The organism is Devosia sp. (assembly GCF_034675085.1).
Taxonomy (GTDB): domain Bacteria; phylum Pseudomonadota; class Alphaproteobacteria; order Rhizobiales; family Devosiaceae; genus Devosia.
Genome location: NZ_JAUCDN010000317.1, coordinates 1 through 3690 on the forward strand (window position 1 = coordinate 1; position 3690 = coordinate 3690).

At 64.2% G+C, this 3690-nt stretch carries 5 protein-coding genes and 1 pseudogene; 3 read left to right on the top strand and 3 right to left on the bottom strand.

Annotated elements, in window-relative coordinates; translation table 11 throughout:
* Together VDP82_RS15485 and deoD are read right to left on the bottom strand one after the other, a co-directional pair.
* The coding region (locus VDP82_RS15485) for a hypothetical protein (RefSeq protein WP_323015728.1) at window positions 1-203 on the bottom strand (203 nt) is incomplete at its 3' end.
* 80 nt (window positions 204-283) lie between these two features.
* A complete protein-coding gene (deoD, locus tag VDP82_RS15490) occupies window positions 284-994 on the bottom strand; it encodes a purine-nucleoside phosphorylase (protein WP_323015729.1) in 711 nt (236 codons plus the stop codon).
* 126 nt (window positions 995-1120) lie between these two features.
* On the opposite strand from deoD, the gene argC reads away from it, so the two are divergent.
* From argC to VDP82_RS15505, 3 genes are all read left to right on the top strand, one after another.
* Window positions 1121-2074 (top strand): N-acetyl-gamma-glutamyl-phosphate reductase, encoded by a 954-nt coding sequence (argC, locus tag VDP82_RS15495; protein ID WP_323015730.1) that lies wholly within the window; start codon window positions 1121-1123, stop codon window positions 2072-2074.
* A gap of 80 nt (window positions 2075-2154) precedes the next feature.
* On the top strand, window positions 2155-2760 hold the full coding sequence (gene leuD, locus VDP82_RS15500; protein WP_323015731.1) for a 3-isopropylmalate dehydratase small subunit: 606 nt from the start codon (window positions 2155-2157) through the stop codon (window positions 2758-2760).
* Between the two features lie 78 nt (window positions 2761-2838).
* Window positions 2839-3231 (top strand): RidA family protein, encoded by a 393-nt coding sequence (locus tag VDP82_RS15505; RefSeq protein ID WP_323015732.1) that lies wholly within the window; start codon window positions 2839-2841, stop codon window positions 3229-3231.
* A 250-nt stretch (window positions 3232-3481) separates the two neighbouring features.
* Here VDP82_RS15505 and VDP82_RS15510 read toward each other — a convergent pair.
* Window positions 3482-3690 (bottom strand): annotated as a pseudogene (locus VDP82_RS15510) (LLM class flavin-dependent oxidoreductase); the annotation flags it as partial.

A 3690-nucleotide genomic window follows, 5' to 3' on the forward strand; every position in this document is an offset into this window, starting at 1 on the left:
AGCCACGCCGTCCAGGAGCAGGGCGTCATGTCGTCGGTCTCGTCCAACCCGGCTCGCGGGGCGCGGCGACGGCGCTCGAAGCTGAGGCGCAAAAGAGCGTGTTCGTCGCCGAACCGGTCGCGCACCCGGCTGATCGCCGGTACGCCCTTGCGGTCGGTCACCCAGTTCTGGATGTCGCGGTGCCGCGTCAACATGTGGGTCATCATGGCCTCCCGTCGCAACATGGTTAACATCCATGCAACGAATGAGGGGCTCAAGGGTTCCCTTGATGGGTCTTTGGGCCTCAGGCCTCGATCGCGACCTCCAGGGCCAGGCTCACCATGTCGCGCAGCGAGGTCTGGCGGGCATCGGCGTCGATTTCCGCGCCGGTGATGAGGCAGTCGGTCATGGTGCAGATGGTCAGGGCCTTCACCCCGAAGCGCGCCGCCAGCGTATAGAGCGCGGCCGCTTCCATCTCCACCCCGATCACCCCGTGCTGGGGCAGCCTGTCATAGCCCTCAAAGCCGTTCTCGTGGTAGAAAACATCCGAGGAGAGCATGTTGCCGGCATGCCAGGGCAGCCCCGCCGCCTCGGCCTTTTCCACTGCGGCGCGCAGCAGGCCGAAATCGGCGATCGGGGCGAAATTATACGGCCCGAAGCGGCCCCGCACCAGCGTGCTGTCGGTGGAGGCGGCCTGGGCCAGCACCAGGTCGCGCACCTTGACCTTGGCGTTGAGCCCGCCGCAGGTGCCGACGCGGATCAGCGTCTTGACGCCATAGGAATTGATCAGTTCATGGGCATAGATGGAGAGCGAGGGCTGGCCCATGCCCGAGGCCTGCACCGAAACCGGCTTGCCCTTGAAACTGCCGGTGAAGCCCAGGCAATTGCGCACCGAATTGACCTGGCGGGCATCGTCCAGAAAATTCTCGGCGATCCATTTGGCGCGCAGCGGGTCGCCGGGCATCAGAACGGCTTCGGCATAATCGCCCGGCTTGGCGTGGTTATGGGGGGTCAAGGCGCTCTCCTGTGATGGGTTTTGCCATCATTGCCATTGGTGGGCGGACAAGACAACTCGGCCCTGCTTGACCTGGCCCCATGCGCGGTCCATTTACCCCTGTGAACGAGCCAGGGAGTACCGGCAATGGTGGCGAAGATTTTCATCGACGGCGAAGCGGGAACCACGGGCCTGCAAATCCGCGAGCGCCTGGCCGGCCGCGCCGATCTCAACCTGTTGTCCATCGCCGCCGACAAGCGCAAGGACATGGATGAGCGCAAGCGCCTGCTCAATGAAGCCGATGTCGCCATTCTGTGCCTGCCCGACGAGGCGGCGCGGGAAAGCGTGGCGCTGATCGAAAACGAGGCCACCCGCGTCATCGATGCCTCCACCGCCTATCGGGTCGATCCGGCCTGGGTCTATGGCTTTGCCGAAATGGACAAGGGGCAGGGCGCGGCCATTGCCGGGGCGCGGCGCCTCAGCAATCCGGGCTGCTGGCCGCAGGGGCTGATCGGGGGGCTTCGCCCGCTGATCGCCGCCGGGCTGATCCCGGCCGATTTTTCCACCACCTATCATGGCGTTTCCGGCTATACCGGCGGCGGCAAGGCGATGATCGCCGAATATGAGGCGGCGGGAGCCTCGGCCAGCGCCTATATGCCCTATGGCCTCACCTTCACCCACAAGCACCTGCCCGAAATGACGCTTTACGCCGGGCTCGAGCAGGCGCCGCTGTTTACTCCCGTGGTGGGCAATTTCGCCCAGGGCATGACCAGCACGGTGCCGCTGCCCCTGGCCGGGCTGGCCCGCGTGCCGCGCGGAGCCGAGCTGCATGCCGCGCTGGCCGACCACTATGCGTCCATTCCCGACAGCTTCGTTGCCGTTGCGCCCTTCGATGCGGGCCTGGGCAAGAGCGCGGCGCTCGATCCGCAGGCCCATAACGGCACCAACCGCATGACCCTGCATGTCTTTGCCAATGACAAGGCGGCGCAGGCGGCGGTGATCGCGGTCTATGACAATCTGGGCAAGGGCGCTTCGGGCGCGGCGGTGCAGAACCTCAATCTGATGCTGGGGGCCGATCCGCGCACCAGTCTTGCCGGCTGAGCCGAACGCTTCGGCGGCGTTGCGGCTTGACCAATCCGGCGCTTTTGCGCAAAGACGCTTTCAAAGCGAGGTTTCTCCCAATGGAAAAATTCATCACTCTCACCGGTGTCGCGGCGCCCCTGCCGATCATCAATATCGACACCGACATGATCATCCCCAAGCAGTATCTCAAGACCATCAAGCGCACCGGCCTGGGCACGGCGCTGTTCTCCGAGATGCGCTACAATGAGGACGGCACGGAAAACCCGGAATTCGTGCTCAACAAGCCCGGCTATCGCAAGGCCCAGATTCTGGTGGCGGGCGACAATTTCGGCTGCGGCTCCAGCCGCGAGCACGCCCCCTGGGCGTTGCTCGATTATGGCATTCGCTGCGTCATCTCCACCAGCTTCGCCGATATCTTCTACAATAACTGCTTCAAGAACGGCATTCTGCCGCTGGTGGTCAGCCCCGAGCAGCTCAAGCTCCTGATGGACGATGCCGAGCGCGGGGCCAATGCCACGCTCACCATCGACCTGGAAGCCCAGACCGTGCGCGGCCCCGATGGCGGGGAAATCCATTTCGACATCGATCCCAGCCGCAAGCAGATCCTGCTCGAAGGGCTGGACGAGGTGGCCGGCACGCTCAAGTCCGACCCGGCCATTTCCGGTTTCGAGCAGAAAATGGCCGAAAGCCGGCCCTGGCTCTAGCCTGGTTCCAAACCCCGCCACTCACATGGCGGGGTTTTTTCATGCCTTGTTTCCTTCCCGTTGCAGAAAGCCGTCTCCATGGTTCAGCGCGTTTCCACCGGTTCTCCCTTCGAAGCCAGCTTCGGCTATTCCCGCGCCGTGCGCCATGGCGACACCGTCTATGTCTCGGGCACCACCGGCTATGATTATGCCAATATGACCATGCCCGAGGATGTCGGCGCCCAGGCAACCAATGCGCTGGCCACCATCGACAAGGCGCTGCGCGAGGCCGGCTCCTCGCTCGCCGACACGGTGCGGGTGGTCTATTATGTCGGCGAGCGCGCCGATGTGGATGCGGTGGTCAAGGCCGTGGGCCCGGTCTTTTCCGATATCCGCCCCGCCGCCTCCATGCTCATCGTCTCGATGATCGAGCCGGGCATGAAGATCGAGATCGAAATCACCGCCCACATCGGGGCCGCGACCTCGGAATAAGGTGGATTGGAATATTTTCCTATCTACCCGGTCGTTCCGGCTGCCACTCCCCTCGCCCCAGCGTTCACCAACGGGTTTATCCCCGTGATGACGCTGGGGGAAGCATTGGGCCTTACACGCACCCCCTCCCAGCCTCCCCCGTCAAGGGGGAGGTGTGGTTCCGCGTTCCTGGCACAATATTGCCCAATCCACCGGCCGGCACCTCCCCCTTGACGGGGGAGGTTAGGAGGGGGTGTCGAGAGCCCCGATATCAAGGGCGCAAAGCCTTATCCCGTCCCTCCAGCCCGAAGGCCTCGGCGATCAGCGCATAGGAGCGGCGGCGCAGCGCGTAGCTGTGCATGGTGGTGGTGATCATCACCTCGTCGGCATCGCAGGCTTGAGCCTTTTCGGCGATGGCGTCGCGCACCGTCTGCGGCGAGCCGACGATCCACAGGCTCGACTGATGCTCGATCACCGCTT

Bases quoted from the DNA above. Each gene is read 5' to 3' on its own strand.
- argC (WP_323015730.1), top strand. From the start codon at position 1,121: ATGGTGGCGAAGATTTTCATCGACGGCGAAGCGGGAACCACGGGCCTG.
- leuD (WP_323015731.1), top strand. From the start codon at position 2,155: ATGGAAAAATTCATCACTCTCACCGGTGTCGCGGCGCCCCTGCCGATC.
- VDP82_RS15505 (WP_323015732.1), top strand. From the start codon at position 2,839: ATGGTTCAGCGCGTTTCCACCGGTTCTCCCTTCGAAGCCAGCTTCGGC.